The following is a 19,327-nucleotide window of genomic DNA, read 5'->3' as shown; positions in this document are numbered from 1 at the left end:
CTGGAGGACGCGATGCCGTTCGTCACGACCGGATCCGAGAACGAGAGCCCGATCGAGCTGTACTACGAGGACCACGGGTCCGGACGTCCGGTCGTGCTGCTGCAGGGCTACCCGCTCGACGGCGCCGCCTGGGAGCCGCAGACGCTCGCGCTGCTCGATGCGGGCTACCGTGTCGTCGCCCTCGACCGGCGCGGCTTCGGCGGCTCCAGCCGCGTCGGCGCGCCGTTCGGCTACGACGAGCTCGCCGACGACGTCGCGGCACTGCTCGACCACCTCGACCTGCGCGACGTCACGATCGTCGGCTTCTCGATGGGGACGGCCGAGGTGGCCCGGTACATCGGGCGCCACGGCACCGGCCGCCTCCGCTCGGCCGTGACCATCGCGACCTTCGGCCCGGGCCTGCTCGCCGGCGACGACGGCGTCGGCTTCCCGGAGGCGGTGTTCAGCGGCATCCAGGACGCCATCCGCGCCGACCGGCACCGGTACGTCGAGAACTACTTCCTGCAGCACTACCGGGCGGAGCAGAACCTCGGCACGCGGGTCAGCGCCGCGACGCTGCGCGCGAACACGGCCACCGGCGCGGCCGCAGGCGCCCTCGCGATGCTGTCCTGCGTCGCCGCCTGGAAGGAGGACTTCCGGGCGGACCTGGCGAAGATCGACGTGCCGCTGCTGGTGCTGCACGGCACCGAGGACAGCAACATCCCGATCGACGTCGGCGCCCGCCGCGTCGCCGAGCATGTGCCCGGCGCCACCATCCTCGAGGTCGAGGGAGGCCCGCACGGCATCGGGGTCACCCACCCCGAGGTCGTGAACCCCGCCCTGCTCGAGTTCCTCGGGCGCTGAATCCCGAGACCGACACGACCTGACCAGTCCGGACCGGACCGGACAGGACAGGACCACCGAGGAGGATCCATGCCCATGATCGATGTCTACGCCCCGGCCGGCACCTTCGCCGACCCCCACGACCTCGCCACCCGCGCCGCCGCCACGGTGATGCGCGTCGAGCAGGTGCCCGACATCCCGATGTTCCGCCGGAACACCGCGGCGTTCGTGCACGAGCTGCCCGCGGCCGCCATCTCGGACGTCGACGGCGACGGCCGCCACGTGCGGGTGCAGGTGCTCACGAACGCCGGCGCGCTGGACCGCGACAAGCAGCTCGCCGTCGTCGAGCAGCTCACTGCGCTGATCGCCGACGCGGCCGGCGACCCCGACCTGGCCGACCGAACCTGGGTGCTCCTGACGGAGGCGCCCGCCGGCGGCTGGGGGCTCTGGGGTCACGCGCACACGAACGAGGAGCTGGTGGCGGCCGCGAGGAGGGAGATCGCCGAGCTGTCGTGACACCCCACGTGACCGGCCGAGTCGGAGCCGAATCGGCAGCGTCCGGCTACCGTGTCGCCATGAGCGAGCTCGTCGAGCCCCCGATCGTGGAGTTCGCGACGGCAGACGAGCTGTGGGCGTGGCTCGCCGCCAGGACCGACGCGCGGCCGGTCGACCACGCATCGGCTTCCGGCGATCCGGGCGTCTGGGTCCGCGTGTTCCGCGCCGGCGCCGCTCGGCAGTCGATCCGCTTCGAGGACCTCCTCGAGGCCGGCCTCGCCTACGGCTGGAGCGAGAGCTCGCGCCGCGGGTTCGATGCCGAGTCGTACCTGCAGCGCTTCTCGCCGCGCCGGAGGCCCGGCACCGTCTCCGAGCGCAACCGCGCCATCGCGGCCCGTCTCGAGGCCGAGGGGCGGATGACGGACGCGGGGCGCCGCGCGCTCGGAGGCTGAGCGGCCTACTGCCGGTCGTGCACCGTGAGGGCGTAGCCATCGAGGTCGCGGAAGACGAACGTCGTGCCGAACGGCCCGTCGAACGGCTCCTGCAGGATCGTGCCGCCGGCCGCGACGATCGCCGCGTGCAGCGCGACGGCGTCCGGGTCGTGCAGCCAGACGACGACGCCGAGCCCGGGCTGGGCGATCGAGTCGAGGTCCACACCCGGCAGCGGGTCGCGCAGCGCGAACGTCGGCGTGGTGTCGAAGACGACGGCGTGCGGCGGCGCGACGGCGGCGCGGGTCAGGCCGACGACGCCCTCGTAGAACGCGGCGGCGGCCTCGAGGTCGCGCACCTGCAGGGCGATGAAGTCGGGTCCGGTGACGGTCATGATCTGCTCCTTCGTGGCATGTCAGGTTTCTGACATGCACACACTATGTCAGGCTTCTGACATGGCAGACACTCCCGCCGTCGGCTACCTCGTGAAGACCGTGCAGTCGCTGCTGCGCCTGCGGATGGAGGAGGCGCTGAGGCCGCAGGCGCTCACCGTGTCGCACTACTCGTGCCTGTTCCGCCTGCGGCAGGAGCCGGGCATCTCCGCCTCCGAGCTGGCGCGCGCGACGTTCATGACGCGCCAGTCGATGAACGAGCTGCTGCAGACCCTCCGCGACCGAGGGCTCGTGGAGCGCGCCGAGGCCGCCCCGAGCGGCCGCGCCCTCCCGGTATCCCTCACCGCCGCCGGCGTCGCCGAGCTCGTGCGCGCGCAGGTCGCCATCGACGCGGTGGAGCAGCGGATGCTCGCGGGGCTCGGCGCCGACGAGCGGCTGGCGCTGTCGTCAGGGCTCGCGGCCTGCGCGACGGCGCTCGGCGGACCGGCCCCCGGCGCAGAGCCCGCGCCCGAAGGGGCTCCCGCAGCCGGCTGACCCGGGGTTATCGTCGCGGCATGTGCCGCAACATCCGCTGCCTCCACAACTTCGAGCCCGCCACCACCGACGACGAGGTGCGCGAGGCCGCGCTGCAGTTCGTGCGCAAGGTCAGTGGCTCGACGCACCCGTCGCGCGCGAACACGCCCGCGTTCGAGCAGGCGATCGACGAGATCGCCGAGGCGACCCGGCGGATGCTCGATCAGCTGGTCACCGCGGCGCCGCCGAAGACCCGTGAGGCGGAGGCGATCAAGGGCCGGGCGCGTCACGAGAAGCGGATGGAGCGCGAGGTCCGGATCCGGACGGCCGCGATCTGACTCATGGAGCCCGGCCGCCTGTGAACGGGAACATGTTCGCGGCATACGGTCGGACGCCTACAGGGACGAGGCTCATCATGAGCGACGCAGAGCAGAACATCACCGATCATCTCGCCAAGCACCCGGAGCATCAGGACCCGGCATCGCCGACGGTCCACGAGCACGACGAGCACGACGAGCACGTCGAGCACCACGACGAGCACGTGGAGCAGCACGACGAGCACGTGGAGCAGCACGAATCGGCGCCCGGCCCGAACCGCGTCGACGACGATCCGCTCACGGACGGGGTGACCGCGTTCCGGGAGTGACCGCTGCACCGCGGTCGACGCCGCCGCTGCTGCGGCTCGGCGTGCTCGCGGCCTCACGCAAGCCGGACGAGCGGCGGCTGCCGATCCATCCGGCGCACCTCGAGCGCATCGACCCCGACCTGCGTGCCGCGATGCTGCTCGAGCACGGCTACGGGGCGCGTTTCGGCGTCGGCGACTCGGAGCTCGAGCCGATCGTCAAGATGGCGCACCGAGCGGAGATCCTCGAGCGCGCCGATGTCGTGGTGCTGCCCAAGCCCCAGCCGTCCGACCTCGCGGACCTGCGCGACGGGCAGGTGCTGTGGGGCTGGCCGCACTGCGTTCAGGATCGCGAGATCACCCAGCTCGCGATCGACAAGCGGCTGACGCTGATCGCCTGGGAGGCCATGAACCACTGGCAGTCGGACGGCGGCTTCGGCCTGCACGTGTTCCACAAGAACAACGAGCTGGCGGGCTACTGCTCGGTGCTCCACGCGCTGCAGCTCTGCGGGTCGACGGGCGACTACGGTCGCCGGCTCACCGCCGCCGTGATCGGATTCGGCGCCACGGCGCGCGGAGCGGTCACGGCGCTCAACGCCCACGGCATCCACGACGTGCGGGTGCTGACGAATCGCGGCACCGCGGCGGTGGGCTCGCCCATCCCCTCCGTCGACATCCACCACTTCCAGCACAACGGGGACCCGTCCGAGAGCACGGTGGACACCCCGGATGGGCCGGTCGCGCTCGCGCCGTACCTGGCGGCGAACGACATCGTCGTGAACTGCACCCTGCAGGATCCGAACTCACCGCTCACCTACCTGCGCACCTCGGATCTCGACGCGTTCCGCCCGGGCAGCCTCATCGTCGACGTCTCCGTCGACGATGGGATGGGGTTCGAGTGGGCGCGCGCGACGACATTCGCGGAGCCGATGATCACCGTCGGCGCCTCGACCAACTACTACGCGGTCGACCACAGCCCGTCGCTGCTCTGGAACTCGACCACCTGGGAGATCAGCGAGGCGCTCATGCCATTCCTCCGGACCGTGATGGAGGGACCGGACTCCTGGCAGACCTCGGAGACGATCCGCCGCGCGATCGAGATCGCGGACGGCGAGATCCGCAACGAGGCGATCCTCGAGTTCCAAGGGCGGACGGCCGAGTACCCCTACCCGGTCTCTGGCTGAGTCCGCGCGTCCGACGGATCGACGGTCCGACGGGGCGGGCGTCGGGCGACGACGGCGATCATCGAGATCGAGACGAGCACGCCGGGCAGGTCGGGGCCGAGCCGCGTGACCGCGCGGGTCGGCGGCTCGACGGCGAACAGCTCCGCATACGCCTCGTTCATGCCCCCGAAGTCCTCGGGTCGGGCAAGCAGCACCGTCACCTGCACGATGTCGGCCGCCGACCCGCCGGCCGCCTCCACGACCGCGATCCCGTTGCGGATCGCCTGGCGCGTCTGCTCCTGGATCGTGTCGCCCGCCTGCCGCCCGCGTGCCGGGTCCAGGCCCGTCATCCCCGAGACGAAGACGAACGGGCCCGCCGCGACGCCCTGGCTGAACAGCGGCGATGCGGGCGCTCCCGCGGTCGAGACGATCTGCTTCATGCGCACACCCTAGGACCGGGCCGGAGCGCGGAGAGAGATCAGGAGCGACCGGGCACCGCGCCCGTCCGACGCGTCCGCGGGGCGGCCGACCGCGGCGGCGACTGCCGCATGTGGTCCCGCGCCCGGCCCAGCACGTCGGCGAGCGACTCGATGTCGGCGCGGCTCAGCGGGCTCAACAGCATGCCGCGGAGCAGCTCGAGGTGCCCGGGGAAGACCCGCGCCAGCACCGCGCGGCCCTCGTCCGTGATCGTGACGGTGATGCCGCGCTCGTCGTCGACCGAGGGACCGCGCTCGACCAGCCCCCGGGTCTCGAGCACCTGCGCCTGGTAGGTGAGGCCGCTCCGGCTGTAGACGACGCCGTCGGCCAGGTCGGTCATCCGCCGGCTGCCCGTCGGCGAATCGCCGAGCGTCGCGAGCAGCTGGAACTGCACGTAGCTGAGGTCGCCCGCCTCCCGGAGCTGCTGCTCGATCGCGTGGCGGAGCAGGCTGCTCGCCTCGATGAGCGCGAAGTAGGCGCCGAGCTCGACCGGATCCGGGGGCGTGGCGTTCATCCGCTCACTCTAGCGGGCACTTCGAACTCGAAGCACTTGCTTCGAGTTCGCAGCAGTGTTAGCGTCGTCGCAATTGCTTCGCATTCGAAGCACATTGACGAAGGAGATCACCATGAAGGCAGTGCGATTCCACGAGACGGGCGACGCGGGCGTCCTGCGGTACGAGGACGCCGAGGTGCCCGCGCCCGGCGCCGGCGAGGTGCGGGTGCGGGTCGCCGGCTCGGCGTTCAACCCCGCCGACGGCGGCATCCGCGGCGGCTTCCTGCCGATCCCGATCACGCTGCCCCACACGCCCGGCTACGACGCGTCCGGCACCGTGGACGCCGTCGGCGGCGGTGTGACCGGGCTGGCAGCGGGCGACCGCGTGATCGGCTTCCTCCCCATGGCCGCCGACGGCGCCGCGGCCGAGTTCGTGGTCGCCCCGGCCGACGCGCTCGTGACCGCGCCGACGAGCATCCCGCTGGCGGATGCCGCCGGCCTCCCCTCGGTCGGACTCACCGCCTGGCAGGCGCTGTTCGACGCGGGCGACCTCCGGTCCGGTCAGCGGATCGTGATCAACGGCGCCGGCGGCCCGGTCGGCGGCTACGCCGTGCAGCTCGCGAAGCAGGTGGGCGCGTACGTCATCGCCACGGCGAGCCCGCGCAGTGCGGCCTCGGTAGCCGCAGCCGGTGCAGACGAGGTCGTCGACCACACCGCCGTCCCGCTGCTCGACGCGGTGACCGAGCCGGTCGACGTGCTGCTCAACCTCGCGCCGATCAGCCCGGAGGGCTTCGCGGCGCTCGTGCCGCTCGTGCGCGACGGCGGCGTGGTGGTCTCGACGACGCCGATGGTGCCGACCCCGGGCGACGAGTCACGCGGGGTGCGGGCGATCACGATCTATGTGGAGCCCTCGCGCGAGGTGCTCGCCGAGCTGGTGCGCCGGGTGGACGCCGGAGCGCTGCGCGTCGAGATCGCGGACCGCGTGCCGCTGAGCGAGCTGCCGGACCTGCACCGTCGTGCCGACGCCGGCGAGGTGCACGGCAAGGTCGTCGTCGTGCCGTCGGCGGAGTGAGCGCGTCCGCGCCGCGAGGCTGCGGCGGGCCGGGCGCCCGCCGCAGCCTCGCCGTCACGGACGGAGACGGCACCACCAGGTGATGCCCTCGCCCACGTGGTCGAAGCCTCTGGCGGCGTACAGGCGCTCGCCATCGGGCGTGGCATTGAGCACCACCCGCTCGGCTCCGGCGCGAGCCGCTGCGGCGCAGACTGCTGCGAGCAGCGCCGTGCCGATGCCCCGCCGGCGGTGCGCGGGCTCGACGCCCATGTCGAAGACGCCGGCGGTCTCCCCCTCGCGGAACGACCACGCACCCCCGATCGGGTCGCCGTCGTCATCGTGGGCCACCGCGTGCCACGCCGCGCCGTGGTCGACGACGACGACACCGCGGTCCGCCCGTACCGCCGCATCCCGCGGGCACAGGTCGCGCGCCATCCATGTCGGCGACCATCCCGGCTCGAATCCCGCCGCCGCGAGCGGTGCGGCATCCGTCTCGAGCCCCAGCCAGGCTCCGACCAGCGGCAGCCCGAGCTCACGCGCCATCGTCGGGCCGCGCGCCGCCTCGGCGGCGGTGAGCCGGTCGGGGAACATGAGGTGCAGCGCGTCGGGCTGCGGCACCCAGATCAGCGGGCCGTCGTGCAGCACCGCGGCGCCGGCGGCATCGGCGCGGAAGCGGAACCATGCCGTCTGCGTCCGCTCGCAGTCCCGGACCGTCGCCACCATGCGACCAGTCTGAGGCCGGAGTCCGTCAGCACGAGCGACGCGCCGTCAGGGGCAGCTCGGGCGCCGAACCCGGCGTCGGCTGGGAGCCCTTCGGAACGGAGGCTCTCCTCCGCCTGCCGACGTACTGTCGCCGGAGGCCGACGACAGGAGAGTCCGATGACGGATGCACGTGACCACGACAAGCTCGCCCAGGTGCTCGAGGGATTCCCGATCGCCATGGTGGTGACCATCGATGCCGACGGCCGGCCGCTCGCCCAGCCCCTGGCGATGCAGCAGCAGCACCACGCGTTCGACGGCGACCTCTGGTTCCTCACCACCGTCGACTCCTCGACAGCGCGGCGCATCGCTGAGCAGCCGCTGGTGAATCTGGCGCTCAGCTCGCGTGACTCCTGGGCGTCGATCACCGGCCATGCCGAGCTCGCCGCCGAGCGGCACTACGTCGACGCGATGTGGGATCCGAGCGTCGAGGCCTGGTTCCCCGACGGCCGCGACGACCCGCGGCTCCGTGCCCTCATCGTCCACGCCGACAGCGCCGAGTACTGGGACACGCCCGGCGCGGCCGTCGCCTCGGTGATCAGTTTCGTGAAGTCAAAGGTCACGGGCGAGCCGATGGAGATCGACACCGGCAAGGTGGATCTCTGACGCTGGGCTCCACGCGCTGCCCGGCGACGTCGGGGCGGCGATGGGCCGGACGGTGACGGGGCGTCGGAAGCGGTGAAGCCGCCGGGTTCCTCGGGCGGGGCATTCGTGACCGCACCGATGCCTTCACACCCCCGCCGCCTCCGCGGCATGATCAACCAAGAGAAACCGTCAGGAATTGCCGGGACAGGTCGAATGCGGCATGCGACTCCTCGACGTCGAGTACTCGGCGCTCGTCGTCTTCTACATCGCGAGCACCGGCGTCTCAATCGAAAGCCCGCTAGAGCCCATCGCCACCAACCGAGCTCACCTGGTCGCGGCACGCGATTCCCGCGTCGAACCGGATGACTACGCGCGGGAAGTCATCCGCACCCGGATCCGCAACGGATTCTTCGAGCGAACGCTCGAGATCCGCGTCAAGGACTAGTTGAGGTCGAATAGCGTCGGATGAGCCGGGCGGGCCCTGCGACGCCGACGAGGGCCATCCGGGCTCGACGCGAGCTGGGGCCGGTTGTCACAGTCCTTCTGAAGCGTGAGCTCGTTCTCGAAACCGCTCGATAATGCGAACTTCACCGCTCGGGTCGCGACCGCGGTCGGACTTTCGGTGTCCCACGCCACTGTCTCGCTGAACCCCCATTGGGGCATGTGCTCGTGTGAGTAGTACGGCGATGCGGTGAGGACGTCTCTCCACCATCGAAGTACTTCCTGCTCGATGGCGTATGCAGCGTCGCCCGTTTTCACGCGGATCCGCCAGCACTCGACCCACCTTCGTCGGGTGTGTGTTGGTACCCGATCGCTCCCGCAAGCCGCGACACCGATCTTCATCGCGTTGCGGTCGGCAACGAGGTACACGTCGGCCGGGCCGTCGAACGGAAACGCTGAGTTGCAGTACCGGCAGATGCCGCGCCCGACGGTGACGTTGGAGAGCGTGGGGGCGACGATGTGTCCGCATTCGTGCCGGCTGCGCCACGGCGTTGCACTGCCAGGGTAGGAGTCAAGGGGATCGAGACCCTTCGAGATCATGATCGCTCGGGCCTGGTCCTCGGGCATCCGGAGTCGGATCGAAGCGGCCTCGTCTGCACATGGCCCGCAGCCACCCTGGCCGCGCCTCAGGTTAGTGATCGTGGGCGCCGTCTCGCGGCCACAGCGTCGGTGACGACTCCGCCAGGGGCGGTCGACTCCGGGATACGCCGCGATCGCTTCGAGGTCGGCTGACTCGAGGACCTGCCGAGCCTCGACGGGATCAAGCATCAGCTTCTGTTTCCCAGCTTCGAGACCGCACTTCTGGCAGGGGCCCTGCCCTGCGGCGATGTTCCCGAGCCGCGGAGCGACGACCGCTCCGCACGCGTGACGTGCACGCCACGGTTTCGTCGATGATCCTGGCCACGCAGCCAACGGCTCCAAGCCGACCGATCGGAAGTGCGCCTCTGCCGTCTCCGCTGTCCAGGTGTGGTGGCCTCGCGCCGCCCGGAAGCAAGTGCGGCAGGTGCTCTTCCCGCGGACCTGATTGAGCGTGACTTCACGCTTGGTCCCACACGGGGTGTGGACGGCCAACCATGGCTTGTCGCTACCCGGGTATGGTCCCTCCGGTTCCCACCCTTTCAAGCGCAGGTCAGCTGCAGCTCTATCCGCGATGCCGGCCCGACGGGCTGCGCCGCGCGCGATAGTTGCGCAGGGTCGGCAGCCGCCTCCGCCGCGCTTCCGGACGTTTGCAAGACTCGGCGAGACCGAGCGGCCGCAAGCGAGGTGGACAGCTGGCCACGGCTTGTTCGTGCCCGGAAACGGTCGAGAGGGCTCAAGACCGAACGCGCGAAACTCGTCAACCGCTTGGTCGGGATCAGTTCGAAGCATGCTCACCTCCGCGATCCAAGCTAGGTGCCGATGGATCAACCCGCTCGGACCAGAACTGGGGACAGCGTTGGGCCGACCGTGGGCGACACGCATCTCCGCGCAAGTAGTACATCCCGTCGATGCGCCAAATCGAGCTGGAGCAGGCAAACCCACCGCGCCCGAACTCTCCGATCTATCGGTTATGACAGCGAGTCCTGCGTATCGAATCTCAGTGGCTAGCTCTACTTTGATCGGAAGCGAGGAAGGACCACGTTGAGTAATCTCCACGATGCTTCGGCCAGCGCGGTGGGCTATCTGTATCAGGTGGAGTGGGCGCTCGTGCTACTCCTTCGCGCGCTTCGAGAGCGGCCCGACCAGAGGATGACGATGGAATCCATCGACGATCTTGCTTTCGACTCCACAGGATCACCGACAGAGCTACTCCAACTGAAGCACCACGGAGAGGGCTCTGGCTCTCTAACGGACGCGAGTGTCGACGTATGGAGGACCCTCGCCGTCTGGATGGATGGTGAGGCCGCGATCGTGGGTGCCGCCCTCACCTTGATCACTACGTCGGCGGCGCCGGAGTCTTCAGCAGCTTCTCTACTACGTCCGTTCGCTCGAGACCCTCAGGGCGCGACAAATCTCTTGAATGAGGCAGCCCTTGCGTCGAACAACGCGAAAACGGAGTCGGCACGACGCCGTTGGCTGAGGATGACTGACCCCGAGCGTCTTGAGTTGGCTAACCGGATTTGGGTGCTAGACGGAGCGCCGGAGATCTCGGGGGTACGCGCAATCCTGACCCGGGAGCTTGCGTCTGGCGCGCCTTGGCGGCACGGAAATCAGTACACCGATTTAGTCACGGGCTGGTGGTACGCGGTCGCGATCGAGATGCTTACAACTCAACGCGACGGAATCACCGCGCTGGAACTCCATTCGAAACTTAGTGAGATACGCGACTGGTTCAGTCCCGATAACCTCCCAACCACCATCGCGATAGACGACCTAGACGAAGAGCAGCTGCGTGCGGACTACGCGGGCCACGTCTTCGCGCACCAATTGCGATGGGTCAACGTAAACGAAACCAACCTCGGAAAGGCCGTGATCGACTACTACCGAGCGGTCACGCAGTCGGTTCGCTGGCTGGACGAGTCTCTGATCGGGATCGACGAGATTCGCCGTTTCGAGACGAAGCTCACCGACGAGTGGGAGCGCGCGTTCGCGGACATGGTCGAAGACCTGGGCGAAGGGTCATCCGAGGAGGAACGCACAAGGGCCGGCCGGACCCTTTTCCGCGCCTTGAACGATTCGACGACAGTGACGATTCGGGCCCTGTACAACGAACCGTTCTTCGCTCGCGGGAAGCGGCACGAACTTGCGAACCGAGGCCGGCACGGGTGGCACCCTGACTTCGAGGCCATGCTTGCCCGCCTAACAATCGAGCGGGTCGACTCGTGACCGACTCCGCAAGAGCGGCGGGTGAGTCGCCAGTCGTATCCGCGATGCTCAACCCTCCGCTGGTATCGCTAATCATCGCCGATTGCGCCCACGCCTATCGAGCGGCGAGAGGCAAAGACCTGCCGTTTGAATTAGCGTTCATCGTTGTCCCGCTCGTTTTACACCGGCCGACGCGCGATGCGTTGCCAAGGAATACGAATGCACTCCTTACGAAATGGATTGCAGAGCAGCCGGTTTTGCACGCGGCATTCCCCCGCCGCGCACTAGAGCTCAAGCCCTTCGTGCAGGCGGGGCTGCGCTATGGCCTCCGAAGCGGCGTTCTCAAGGTCTCGGAGGGTGGGATAGCAGGTCGGGTTGCTGGTCAGGCCAACATCCGCGACTTCCAGCAGTTGGAACCCATCGTGTCCCGGTCGAGTCTCCTCGGGCGATGGTTCGCGAAAACGGAGCGAGCCGCTCTCATCTATGCGCTTCTCGGCGTGGCACCATAGGCCCGTGCAACTCCTCAGCATCACGCTCTATCACCCTGATGGGCGAACGCGAGTTGTCGAGTTCCGTCCTGGCCAATTGAACATTGTCTCCGGCGAGTCACAGACTGGCAAGTCGGCAATGCTGACCATCGTTGATTACTGCTTGGGGCGAGACTCAGCTCGAGTGCCGGCTGGCATCATCTCTTCCTCGGTGGCCTGGTATGGAACGTTGTGGAGCCTGCCTCGCGGCGGGCGCGTGTTCATGGCGAGGCCTGCGTTCAAGCCGGGCGCGGACGAGAACAGCACGGCCATGGTCGAGTTCGGCAGCGACGACTTCGGGGCGCCCGAATTGGACTCGTTGCGAGCGAATACTAACTCAAAAGCGATGCGCGAACTCGTGGGGGCTCGCATCGGTCTCGGTGACGTACGCCTACAACCCGAGTCGATTTCTGCACTACCTTTTTCGGTCGGCCTCGGCACGGCCGCCCTATTTTGTTTCCAGGATCAGGATGAGGTAGCAAGCCGCCAACACCTCTTCCACCGACAAGGCGAGGGCGGAATATCCGGCAACCTGCGCGACTCTTTCCCGTTCTTTCTCGGTGCCACTGCGGGCGACGAGGCCGACCTTCGAGCTCGCCTGCGCGAGGCCAGACGCGTAGCGACTCGGCTCCGGCGCCAACTAGCGGAAGCCGAGGATGCCGAGGCGAACCTGGGGGACACCCTTCAGTCATTGCTGGGCGAGGCGTATGCAGCAGGCATGACCGGTGTACGGAACGCGAGCCCGCCGGAGGCGTTCTTAATCCTTCACCGCCTTAGGACGTCCGGCGGCGACGAAGCGACAGAGTCCGCTGATGTCCAGTCGCTTGAGCGCCAGCGAGAGCTTGAGCGGACAGCGAGCGAAGCCCGTTCGCGCCTCCGTGAGCTTGTCGCGCAGCGCGACCTGCTAACTCAGGAGCGAGACGAGGAGGGCGACTACTCAGGTGCGCTCTCCGAGCAGATCGGGCGTCTTTCCAGCCTCGAGCTATTGCCGCCCATATCGTCCGACACCCGCGTCGACGAATGTCCGCTGTGCGGCTGCAGAACCGGACGGCACGATCCGACGATCGAGGCCCTCAGCTCACGCTTGATGGCACTCCGATCGGAGCTCGAGGGGCTTACCACCGGCTTGCCGGCGCGACGGCGGGCCCTGGAAGCGATCGACGAAGACATCGTGCGCACCCGGCGGGAGATCCGTCAGTTAGACGGGAGCGCAGATGGGTTACGCGGCGACCAAGGGTCGATGTCTGCAGCTGAGAGCCGAGATTTCGTTCGCGGTCGCATCGACGCCACGTTGGCGAGGTTCGGATCTGTCGAGGCCGCCCCATCTCGCGATCTCCGTGCCGCACTCGACGCTGCGGAGGGCCAGGTCTCGTCGCTCGAGAGGGAAGTCGACGACGAGACGACTCGGGCTCGCCTCGTTTCTCGCCTCGCCGCCATCAGTGAACTCATGACTGCGCACGCCCGAAGACTGCAGCTAGAGCACTCGGAAACCTCCGTCCGCCTCGACGTAGAGCGCCTGACCGTGTACGCAGACTCACTCGACGCTCCGGTGCCGCTGTCGGCTGTCGGGAGCGCGTCGAACCTCGTTGGATACCATCTCGCAACGTTCCTCGCGCTGCACGAGTTCTTCGTCACGCGCGACCGCCCGGTGCCTCATTTCCTCATGATCGACCAGCCGTCGCAGGCGTACTACCCCTCAGAGGAAGCCACGGACGATGGAGAGCCGCGCAACGATGCGGACCGAGAGGCGGTGGACCGCATGTTCCGCCTAATCGAGGAGGTCGCGAACCGCATGGCGCCTCATTTTCAGATCATCGTCGTGGATCACGCCAACCTTCACGATGAGTGGTTCCAGGATCGCGTCGTGCACAACTGGCGAGGCGAGAAGCTCGTGCCCGAAGACTGGGCCAACGCATGATCTACAGAAGCGCCGTGCAACTCCGGAGATAAAACGGAGCGGGCCGCCTCAGGCGACCCGCTCCGTCTAGTGTTTCAGTGCGCCCGGAGGGATTCGAACCCCCAACCTTCTGATCCGTAGTCAGATGCTCTATCCGTTGAGCTACGGGCGCATGTCCTCCCGTGCGGAACACGGAGGCAACCGGACGACTATATCAGCGCGACCCGTGTCCCTCCGAATCGGCCTCCTCAGTGGGATGATCGACGCGTGTCGATCGCGAACCTCGAGGTGCTCATCCGCTCCATGCGGCCCGAGTTCCGCGCGGGCGAGTTCGTGTTCGTCGACGGATCGCACCTGCCGGACGACGTCGCGGTCGAGGCGAGCGTCCGCGAGTCGGAGGGGATGTCGGCCGTCGTCGCCCGCCGCGATGCGGACCGCCTCGGGCTGTCGTACGACTTCGTCGGGTCGTGGATCACGCTGACCGTGCACTCGTCGCTGGAGACCGTCGGACTGACCGCGACCGTCGCCGCGGAGCTCGCCGAGCACGGCATCGGCTGCAACGTCATCGCCGGGCTGCACCACGACCACCTGCTCGTGCCCTCGTCCCGGGCGGACGACGCGATCACCGTGCTCCGCCGCCTCGCCGGCCGCCCGTCGCCCCGTCGCCTCCTCCCGTTCTGATCCGCCGGCGGGCACCCGGGCGGAGAATCCCGCACCTCGGCAGCCTGGCGACGCCGAGCTTCCGGATCCTCCGCCGTCCTGGTCGACGCGGTACCGCTCACGACCGTCGTGATGCGCGCCGAGCGTGCACGACCCCGACCGAGACCGGCCGGCGAGGGAGTGCTTCCCTCGCCGGGTCGGATGAGTTGGCGAGGTGTCCGGCCCGTCCCGAGCCCCGCACCGACCCACCCGTCCCACCCGCCCCTCGCCTCCGAGCCGGGTGTGCGCCCGGTGTGCGCTCCTGACGGATCGGCCCGGCCGTCACTAGCGTTGATCCCGTGACCGAGGACGACGCCACCCCCACCGGAATCGACGCCGAGACCACCGCGGCGGATGCGGCCGCCGCGAGCCTCGCCGACGACCCCACCATCGCGGGCACCGATCCGGCCGAGGTGCTCGAGCCGGCGCCGGAGATCACGTACGACGAGCAGCTCTACCCGGCCCGCCCGCGACGCCTCCGCCCGCGCGACCAGCTGCGCCGCGGCACGCTGCGCCGCATCACGACCGATCCCCGCACCGCCCAGGGCACGAACCCGTCGTACGTGGAGTGGCTCGTGCGCCAGTCGATGCTCAAGGACGCGGACGTGCTGAGCCGCCAGCTGTCCGGGCAGCCGAGCATGTGGCGCAACCCCTACGCCCGACCGGATGCCCGCCGCGCGATCGCGACCGCCGACGTCTGGTTCACCGCCTATCCGATCTCGTTCATCACGCGTCCCGGCGAGTCGTTCCTCGGCGCACTCGGCGACGAGGAGCTCTGGCAGGCGTTCGAGCGCATCGGCATCGACGGCCTCCACACCGGCCCGGTGAAGCGCGCCGGCGGCATCAGCGGATGGCAGGAGACCCCGAGCGTCGACGGGCACTTCGACCGCATCAGCACCCAGATCGACCCGATCTTCGGCGACGAGGAGGCGTTCCGGCGCCTCGCGGATGTCGCCGACGCCCACGGCGGCAGCGTGATCGACGACATCGTGCCGGGTCACACCGGCAAGGGCGCCGACTTCCGGCTGGCCGAGATGGCGTTCAAGGACTACCCCGGCGTCTACCACATGATCGAGATCCCGCCGGAGGACTGGCACCTGCTGCCGGACGTGCCGGAGGGCCGCGACGCGGTCAACCTCGACCCGGTCACCGAGCGGAGCCTCGCGGACGCCGGTTACATCATCGGCGAGCTGCAGCGCGTCATCTTCTACATGCCGGGCGTGAAGGAGACGAACTGGAGCGCCACGAACGCCGTCACCGGCGTCGACGGCGTGCAGCGCCGCTGGGTCTACCTGCACTACTTCAAGGAGGGGCAGCCCTCCATCAACTGGCTCGACCCGACCTTCGCCGGCATGCGGCTCGTCATCGGCGACGCGCTCCACTCGCTCGGCGACCTCGGCTCGAGCGCGCTGCGACTCGATGCGAACGGCTTCCTCGGCGTCGAGAAGAGCGCCGAGGGCCTGCCGGCCTGGTCGGAGGGGCATCCGCTCTCGCACGCGGCGAACCACATCATCGCGGGCACGGTGCGCAAGGTCGGCGGCTTCACGTTCCAGGAGCTGAACCTCGCCATCGAGGACATCCGCGACACCGGCGCGGTCGGCGCCGACCTGTCGTACGACTTCGTGAGCCGTCCCGGCTACCAGCACGCGCTCGCCACCGGGCAGACCGAGTTCCTCCGGCTCACCCTGAAGGAGTCGCTGCGCATCGGCGTCGAGCCGGTCGGTCTGGTGCACGGCATGCAGAACCACGACGAGCTGACCTACGAGCTCGTGCACTGGGCGACCGTGCACCGCGACGACCTGTTCCCGTTCCGGCACCGCGAGATCACCGGCGGGCAGCTGGCGGAGGAGATCCGGGCCGATCTCACGGCGGCGCTCGTCGACAGCGCGGACTACAACCGCGTGTTCACGACGAACGGCATCGCCTGCACGACGGCGTCCGTGATCGCGGCATCCCGCGGGCACGCGACGCTCGACGACATCGGCGAGGACGACATCACGGCGATCCGCGACGCCCACCTGCTGCTCGCCCGCTACAACGCCTGGCAGCCGGGCGTGTTCGCGCTCTCCGGCTGGGACCTCGTCGGCATGCTCACCCTGCCCGGCGACGAGGTCGCGGAGCTCATCGCCACCGGCGACACCCGCTGGATCGAGCGCGGCGCCCACGACCTGCTCGGCGCGGATCCGGATGCCTCCCGCTCGGCCGCCGGCATGCCCCGCGGCCGTGCCCTCTACGGCCCGCTGCCCGACCAGCTGCAGGACCCGGACTCGTTCGCGTCGCGACTCGGCGACGTGATCGCCCTGCGCCGCACGCACGGGATCGCGTCGGCGACGCAGGTCGACATCCCGGACGTCGCGCACCCCGGCATGCTCGTGCTCGTGCACCGCCTCGACGACGGCGACCCCCGCATCGCGGACGCCCCGATCCAGATCACGGTGCTGAACTTCAGCGACGAGGTCGTCGACGGCACGGTGCGCTCGGAGGCCCTCCCCGTGCAGCGCGACGTGATCGACGCGGCCACCGGCGACACCATCGGCCGGGTCGACGACCTGCAGAGCTTCCCGGTGCACCTGGAGCCCTACGCGGGCGCCTTCCTGCTGCTCGGGCCCGCCGAGGAGGATCCCGCCGTTCAGGGGTGACCCTGCCCCGATCAGGCTCAACCCGGAGACCGCGGGGTCCGGCCAGGAGTATCCCTGTATCTGGAAGCTCCCGGACCCCCGGCCGGAACCCGAACCCTCCGCGACCCTGAGCGGAGGAGCACGGCCGGGACCGCGGCGGACGACCGAGACCGCACCCCCCAGCGCTCCCGCTCGTCCGCCGCACCTGGACCGGCACGCAGGCCCGCGGATCACGTCCCGGATCCACGGGCCTGCGGCCGTGTCCGGTCGGGTGGTGCGGCGTCTCAGGCGCGGTAGGCCCGCAGGAACGCCTCGGCGCCGGCGCGGGCACGGGCACGCACCCGGCGGCGGCTCGGCACGTCCGGCCGGAACATGCCGCGGTCGAGGTCGGCGCCCATGACGAGGAACGCGAAGTGCTCGGCCGCGATCTCCGCGTCGGGCACGCGCAGTGAGCCGGAGGCCGCGAGCCCGGTGAACAGGTCGGCGAGCGCCCGCATGACCGCCTCGGGCGCGCCGTCCCGGTAGTCGGTGGCCAGGTCGGGGAAGCGCCGCGACTCGGTGGCGAGCAGGCGGCGCAGCGGCAGGACCGGTCCGCAGAGCACGGACTCGGCCAGCCGCTCCCCCACGCCCGGCAGCTCCGCGACCGGATCCTCGACCGCGCGCACCTCGTCCGCGAGGAACGCGCTGAACCGCTCGGCGGTGGCGATCGAGCTCATCACGGTCGCCCGGAACAGGGCCTCCTTCTCGCCGTAGAGGTTGTAGACGGTGCGCTTCGCGACGCCCGCGGCCTCCGCGACGTGGTCGACGGTGGCGAGCTCGTACCCGCGTTCGAGGAAGACCGCCGCCGCGGCGTCGAGGATCAACGCCCGCGAGCGCGTGGCCCGCGGATCCTCCGCTGCCGGCATCGACGCCTCCCGGGCTGATCGCGGCGCGGCTTGTGTCCTGCGCGCCGTCGCACATAGTGTACCCGCGAGTGCACTACTGCACTCTCAAGTGCAGGAGAGAGCATGGCGGACGACGAGCTCGACCGAAGCGCGGCGGTCACCAGGAGCCTGCTCGGCTGGGGCGTCGTGGCCGGGCCGTTCTACGTCGTGGTCGGCCTCGTGCTCGCCCTGACCCGCCCGGGCTTCGACCTCACCAGGCACGCGCTCTCGCTGCTGACGCTCGGCGACCTCGGCTGGCTGCAGCGCGGCAACCTCATCCTCACCGGCCTCATGGTGATCGTCGCCGGCGTCGGCGTGCTGCGGGCGATCCGCGACGGCAGCGGACTCGTGATCGGCGCGCTCGCCATCGTCGACGGCGCCGCGCTGATCGCCGCGTCGTTCTTCCCGCCGGATGCCGTGGCGGGGTTCCCGCCCGGCTCGACCGGCGGCGCGTTCAGCACGAGCGGCATCCTGCATCTGCTCGCCGGCGCGATCGGGTTCGTCGCGATCGCCGCCGCCGCGTTCGCGCACTCGGGCTGGAGCCGGCGGATCGGCGACCGGCGGATGGGGCTCGTCTCGCTCCTGCTCGGGCTGGTCGTGCTCGTCGGCTTCGTCGCCGGCGCGGCCCTCGGCCAGACGCCGGCGGGCACGCCGCTGCTCTGGCTCGCGGTGCTGGCGCAGTGGCTCTGGCTCGCGCTCGCCTGCGTGCAGATCTCCCGCTGGTCGCCGCATCCGCTGCGGTCCCGTCGAGCCTGAGAGCGGCCGCCCCCTGTCCGTGACGCCGTGTGACGGCACCCCTCGCGGGGTCCTCCCGACGCGCCTATCGTCGCTGGAACCCCGGGAGGAGGCCCCCATGAACCACGATCAGACCACGAGTGCGCTGCCGATGCAGCTGGCGATCGCGGCGGCCTCCCCGACCGGATGGCGCGACGGCATCGTGCTCGCCGAAGCCGCGGGCCGCCTCACCATCGCACTGCTCGACGGATCGCTCGTCACCGTGCGCGCACGGGCGATCGCCCTCGGCGAGCCGGTCGCCTGGCACCGCGCCGCCGAGCTCCTCGCGGCACAGGGCGCCCGCATCCCGGCGCGTCCGATCGCCTGACGGCCTCACGGCCGGAACCGACGGCCTCCCGGCCGGAACCGACCGCCTCGGCGGCCGGCGTGCAGTGCTCCGAGCGGACGGCTCAGGCGGCCATCGCGGACATCATGCGGCCGCAGGCCTCCATCATCGCGTCGCACGCGGAGGCGCAGATGCGGCAGTGGTCGGTGTCGTGCATGCGGCACTCGGCGGCGCAGGCGGCGCACATGTCCATGGACGCCTGCAACATCGAGCGCATCACCGTCATGTCCATGCCGGCGGGGCGCATCATCATGCGCATCATCGTCGTGGCCACGTCGGCCATGTCCATGCACATCGAGGCGCAGCGGCCCATGCCGTCGCCCGCGTCGGCATCCGCGCACATCGTCGCGGCCATCGCCGCGGCGGAGCACGACTCCAGACACTCCTGCATCATCATCGCGTCCATGCCCATGTCCTGCATCGGCATGGACTTCATCATCTCGGCCATCGTCATCAT

The 19,327-nt window shown here is 69.8% G+C and carries 24 protein-coding genes and 1 tRNA gene; 17 read left to right on the top strand and 8 right to left on the bottom strand.

The window, feature by feature from the left end:
* Nucleotides 1-12 precede the first annotated feature (12 nt).
* The 3 genes from AC1RSJ_RS02290 (at nt 13) to AC1RSJ_RS02280 (ending at nt 1,769) form a co-directional block, all read left to right on the top strand.
* On the top strand, nt 13-843 hold the full coding sequence (locus AC1RSJ_RS02290; protein ID WP_493116702.1) for an alpha/beta fold hydrolase: 831 nt from the start codon (nt 13-15) through the stop codon (nt 841-843).
* Nucleotides 844-918: 75 nt separating this feature from the next.
* Nucleotides 919-1,338, top strand: coding sequence for a tautomerase family protein (locus AC1RSJ_RS02285; RefSeq protein WP_493116701.1), 420 nt, complete (start codon nt 919-921; stop codon nt 1,336-1,338).
* 59 nt (nt 1,339-1,397) lie between these two features.
* A complete protein-coding gene (locus tag AC1RSJ_RS02280) occupies nt 1,398-1,769 on the top strand; it encodes a YdeI/OmpD-associated family protein (RefSeq protein WP_493116700.1) in 372 nt (123 codons plus the stop codon).
* A 5-nt stretch (nt 1,770-1,774) separates the two neighbouring features.
* Here AC1RSJ_RS02280 and AC1RSJ_RS02275 read toward each other — a convergent pair whose 3' ends face one another.
* A complete protein-coding gene (locus AC1RSJ_RS02275; protein ID WP_493116699.1) occupies nt 1,775-2,140 on the bottom strand; it encodes a VOC family protein in 366 nt (121 codons plus the stop codon).
* A gap of 61 nt (nt 2,141-2,201) precedes the next feature.
* On the opposite strand from AC1RSJ_RS02275, the gene AC1RSJ_RS02270 reads away from it, so the two are divergent.
* The 4 genes from AC1RSJ_RS02270 (at nt 2,202) to AC1RSJ_RS02255 (ending at nt 4,457) form a co-directional block, all read left to right on the top strand.
* Nucleotides 2,202-2,672: a MarR family winged helix-turn-helix transcriptional regulator gene (locus AC1RSJ_RS02270; protein WP_493116698.1), complete on the top strand. Its 471-nt coding sequence runs from the start codon at nt 2,202-2,204 to the stop codon at nt 2,670-2,672.
* A 20-nt stretch (nt 2,673-2,692) separates the two neighbouring features.
* Nucleotides 2,693-2,989: a DUF2277 domain-containing protein gene (locus tag AC1RSJ_RS02265; RefSeq protein ID WP_493116697.1), complete on the top strand. Its 297-nt coding sequence runs from the start codon at nt 2,693-2,695 to the stop codon at nt 2,987-2,989.
* 77 nt (nt 2,990-3,066) lie between these two features.
* Complete coding sequence (locus AC1RSJ_RS02260) at nt 3,067-3,297, top strand: hypothetical protein (RefSeq protein WP_493116696.1); 231 nt, start codon at nt 3,067-3,069, stop codon at nt 3,295-3,297.
* Nucleotides 3,294-4,457: a N(5)-(carboxyethyl)ornithine synthase gene (locus AC1RSJ_RS02255; RefSeq protein WP_493116695.1), complete on the top strand. Its 1,164-nt coding sequence runs from the start codon at nt 3,294-3,296 to the stop codon at nt 4,455-4,457. The genes AC1RSJ_RS02260 and AC1RSJ_RS02255 overlap by 4 nt, the downstream gene beginning before the upstream one ends.
* On the opposite strand, the gene AC1RSJ_RS02250 is transcribed toward AC1RSJ_RS02255, so the two are convergent.
* Complete coding sequence (locus tag AC1RSJ_RS02250) at nt 4,439-4,876, bottom strand: RidA family protein (RefSeq protein ID WP_493116694.1); 438 nt, start codon at nt 4,874-4,876, stop codon at nt 4,439-4,441. The two genes, AC1RSJ_RS02255 and AC1RSJ_RS02250, sit on opposite strands and share 19 nt — an antisense overlap.
* 38 nt (nt 4,877-4,914) lie before the next feature.
* The gene (locus tag AC1RSJ_RS02245; RefSeq protein WP_493116693.1) at nt 4,915-5,427 is read right to left on the bottom strand and encodes a MarR family winged helix-turn-helix transcriptional regulator; all 513 of its coding nucleotides are present in this window, start codon (nt 5,425-5,427) and stop codon (nt 4,915-4,917) included.
* Between the two features lie 112 nt (nt 5,428-5,539).
* On the opposite strand from AC1RSJ_RS02245, the gene AC1RSJ_RS02240 reads away from it, so the two are divergent.
* Entirely contained in the window at nt 5,540-6,478 is a 939-nt protein-coding gene (locus AC1RSJ_RS02240) for an NADP-dependent oxidoreductase (protein ID WP_493116692.1), read from the top strand.
* A gap of 54 nt (nt 6,479-6,532) precedes the next feature.
* Here the strand turns inward: AC1RSJ_RS02240 and AC1RSJ_RS02235 are convergent, their stop codons facing one another.
* Nucleotides 6,533-7,180, bottom strand: coding sequence for a GNAT family N-acetyltransferase (locus tag AC1RSJ_RS02235; protein WP_493116691.1), 648 nt, complete (start codon nt 7,178-7,180; stop codon nt 6,533-6,535).
* 156 nt (nt 7,181-7,336) lie between these two features.
* Here AC1RSJ_RS02235 and AC1RSJ_RS02230 point away from each other — a divergent pair, with 156 nt between their 5' ends.
* Nucleotides 7,337-7,822: a pyridoxamine 5'-phosphate oxidase family protein gene (locus tag AC1RSJ_RS02230; protein WP_493116690.1), complete on the top strand. Its 486-nt coding sequence runs from the start codon at nt 7,337-7,339 to the stop codon at nt 7,820-7,822.
* A 199-nt stretch (nt 7,823-8,021) separates the two neighbouring features.
* Nucleotides 8,022-8,246 (top strand): hypothetical protein, encoded by a 225-nt coding sequence (locus AC1RSJ_RS02225; protein ID WP_493116689.1) that lies wholly within the window; start codon nt 8,022-8,024, stop codon nt 8,244-8,246.
* On the opposite strand, the gene AC1RSJ_RS02220 is transcribed toward AC1RSJ_RS02225, so the two are convergent.
* Nucleotides 8,243-8,869: a hypothetical protein gene (locus AC1RSJ_RS02220; protein ID WP_493116688.1), complete on the bottom strand. Its 627-nt coding sequence runs from the start codon at nt 8,867-8,869 to the stop codon at nt 8,243-8,245. The two genes, AC1RSJ_RS02225 and AC1RSJ_RS02220, sit on opposite strands and share 4 nt — an antisense overlap.
* 1,167 nt (nt 8,870-10,036) lie before the next feature.
* Here AC1RSJ_RS02220 and AC1RSJ_RS02215 point away from each other — a divergent pair.
* From AC1RSJ_RS02215 to AC1RSJ_RS02205, 3 genes are read left to right on the top strand one after another with little or no spacing between them, the layout of a single operon-like run.
* Entirely contained in the window at nt 10,037-11,107 is a 1,071-nt protein-coding gene (locus tag AC1RSJ_RS02215; RefSeq protein WP_493116687.1) for an ABC-three component system protein, read from the top strand.
* A complete protein-coding gene (locus tag AC1RSJ_RS02210) occupies nt 11,104-11,595 on the top strand; it encodes a three component ABC system middle component (RefSeq protein WP_493116686.1) in 492 nt (163 codons plus the stop codon). Before AC1RSJ_RS02215 ends, AC1RSJ_RS02210 begins: the two co-directional genes overlap by 4 nt.
* Before the next feature lie 4 nt (nt 11,596-11,599).
* Complete coding sequence (locus tag AC1RSJ_RS02205) at nt 11,600-13,531, top strand: DUF3732 domain-containing protein (protein ID WP_493116685.1); 1,932 nt, start codon at nt 11,600-11,602, stop codon at nt 13,529-13,531.
* Between the two features lie 78 nt (nt 13,532-13,609).
* On the opposite strand, the gene AC1RSJ_RS02200 is transcribed toward AC1RSJ_RS02205, so the two are convergent.
* Nucleotides 13,610-13,682 (bottom strand) — tRNA-Arg (locus tag AC1RSJ_RS02200).
* A gap of 95 nt (nt 13,683-13,777) precedes the next feature.
* Between AC1RSJ_RS02200 and AC1RSJ_RS02195 the strand changes: the two genes are divergently transcribed.
* Together AC1RSJ_RS02195 and treS are read left to right on the top strand one after the other, a co-directional pair.
* A complete protein-coding gene (locus AC1RSJ_RS02195) occupies nt 13,778-14,191 on the top strand; it encodes an ACT domain-containing protein (RefSeq protein WP_493116684.1) in 414 nt (137 codons plus the stop codon).
* A 407-nt stretch (nt 14,192-14,598) separates the two neighbouring features.
* Complete coding sequence (gene treS, locus AC1RSJ_RS02190; protein WP_493116842.1) at nt 14,599-16,848, top strand: maltose alpha-D-glucosyltransferase; 2,250 nt, start codon at nt 14,599-14,601, stop codon at nt 16,846-16,848.
* Between the two features lie 263 nt (nt 16,849-17,111).
* Here treS and AC1RSJ_RS02185 read toward each other — a convergent pair whose 3' ends face one another.
* Nucleotides 17,112-17,732, bottom strand: a complete 621-nt coding sequence (locus AC1RSJ_RS02185) for a TetR/AcrR family transcriptional regulator (RefSeq protein ID WP_493116683.1) — start codon at nt 17,730-17,732, stop codon at nt 17,112-17,114.
* Between the two features lie 102 nt (nt 17,733-17,834).
* On the opposite strand from AC1RSJ_RS02185, the gene AC1RSJ_RS02180 reads away from it, so the two are divergent.
* Nucleotides 17,835-18,506: a DUF998 domain-containing protein gene (locus AC1RSJ_RS02180; protein ID WP_493116682.1), complete on the top strand. Its 672-nt coding sequence runs from the start codon at nt 17,835-17,837 to the stop codon at nt 18,504-18,506.
* A 97-nt stretch (nt 18,507-18,603) separates the two neighbouring features.
* Complete coding sequence (locus AC1RSJ_RS02175) at nt 18,604-18,852, top strand: hypothetical protein (protein ID WP_493116681.1); 249 nt, start codon at nt 18,604-18,606, stop codon at nt 18,850-18,852.
* Between the two features lie 82 nt (nt 18,853-18,934).
* Here the strand turns inward: AC1RSJ_RS02175 and AC1RSJ_RS02170 are convergent, their stop codons facing one another.
* Nucleotides 18,935-19,327 (bottom strand): four-helix bundle copper-binding protein, encoded by a 393-nt coding sequence (locus tag AC1RSJ_RS02170; protein WP_493116680.1) that lies wholly within the window; start codon nt 19,325-19,327, stop codon nt 18,935-18,937.

Source organism: Schumannella sp. GW821-FHT10F01 (genome assembly GCF_058809295.1).
Note: the sequence above shows the minus strand (reverse complement) of the source record. Positions and strands in the feature narration are given on the sequence as shown.